This window comes from Moorena sp. SIO3I6, from assembly GCF_010672095.1.
In genome coordinates, this window is record NZ_JAAHHU010001268.1 from 1 (window position 1) to 1,473 (window position 1,473).

Below are 1,473 nucleotides of genomic sequence, written 5' to 3' on the forward strand. Positions count from 1 at the left end.
GGAGTAGAAACACAAATATCTCCAGACATGGAGACTTTACAACACTCTCCTTCTCCTGTTCCATTCTTAGTAAGCAGGAGGGTAAGTCTTTATGAACATGCATTTCTGTTTTTTTATTTAACGAAGAATTTAAAGAAGAAAAAATATCACTCAGAAAAGAAAGAGAGATACTATAGTGGAGCGATCGCTTGTGCCCAACAAGTCTTGCTCCTGAAGCCAGGTGATTTGATGGGTCAACTCATTCTCAAGGTAATTGAAGGTACACAAAAGAAGGAAAAAGACAAAATTAATAATAAATTTAGAGAAGAATGCAAGACACTTATTGAAAAGATAGATGCCAAGCTTGCTGAGATATGTAAAGCAGTATTGAGATACATGATAAAGGCTGAGCCTAAAACCAAGGATAAGTTGGAGATGCTGGCTCAGGCAGAAGGTATGTCAGGACATAAATTAAAGAAGCTTGTTGATGATGTCCTCCAAAATCCTGAGATTGAAGGAGACGGACAATTATGGCTGTGGCAAAACTTTGCATGGGTCGAAGGATCTGCCAGTGCTCTTTCCTTCCTTGCTGATTTAAGTGAAATTCTGCGATATTATGATCAACACTATGATGAGATTACTGGTGAAGCATGGCCTTATCGAGTGCTTGCCTTGATAATCTATGATCAATACGCACTGGAAAGGCTTTATCAAGCTGCAACATTGTCAGAAGCAGAACGGAAAAAAGAATTTAAGAAATTGTCGCTGTGAATAAAATCACGACCATTAGCTTAGATTCTTGATTCGTGACTAGATTAAAAATTAGCAGGATATCTGATGAGTAAACTATTTGATTTATTAACCGATTTGGCCCTTGACCCCAAGAAACAAAGTGTTTTTATCAATAACCCCAGTTCCGTAATGGACGAAGTGGGTTTATCTGAAGTAGAGCAGACGGCGATGATCAGCAAAGAAGCTGCTAAAATTACAGCGTTATTTGCTGATGAACAAGTTCCCCTTGCCATGACTATTGGTGATCCCGGTCCCGATCCCTTGCCAGATCCAGACCCTTTTCCTATGCCAGATCCAGAGCCTGATCCATCAGAAGAAGAAGAAGAAGCTGCATCGCTTTTGTAAAGGTGCCCATTCCACCCACCGGGTCAAACAGCTTTTAGGAAATGCACCCCACTTAACCGTTAGGTTAGGTGGGGTGTTTGACTTTACAGCTGTGTTCAGATGAATCGACTTCACTACCTTTAGCTGCAATCCCTCGCTTGGGGGGCTAGGGCGTTTTTTCTTGCCTCGGAGATCCCCCATTATCCCCCTTAAAAAAGGGGGACTTTGAGTATGGCTCCCCCCTTTTTTAAGCTATCCATTAGGCAAAAGTAGTCGAAACAGTGATAGAGACTAGGATTTAGGCAAGGATTGGGAGAGGAGTGGTGAGAGCCATTATTAAACTAACAGGGATTTCCCAAGACTGCGGTCGCAAAATCA

At 41.6% G+C, this 1,473-nt stretch carries 2 protein-coding genes; both read left to right on the plus strand.

Annotated elements, in window-relative coordinates:
- Positions 1 to 750, plus strand: a 750-nt coding sequence (locus tag F6K49_RS48420; RefSeq protein ID WP_293109812.1) for a hypothetical protein, incomplete at its 5' end; no start/stop codon positions are given.
- A gap of 66 nt (positions 751 to 816) precedes the next feature.
- Entirely contained in the window at positions 817 to 1,116 is a 300-nt protein-coding gene (locus F6K49_RS48425) for a hypothetical protein (protein WP_075902522.1), read from the plus strand.
- Positions 1,117 to 1,473: the final 357 nt, after the last annotated feature.

Coding starts and splice junctions, on each gene's coding strand:
- F6K49_RS48425 (WP_075902522.1), top strand. CDS start 817: ATGAGTAAACTATTTGATTTATTAACCGATTTGGCCCTTGACCCCAAG.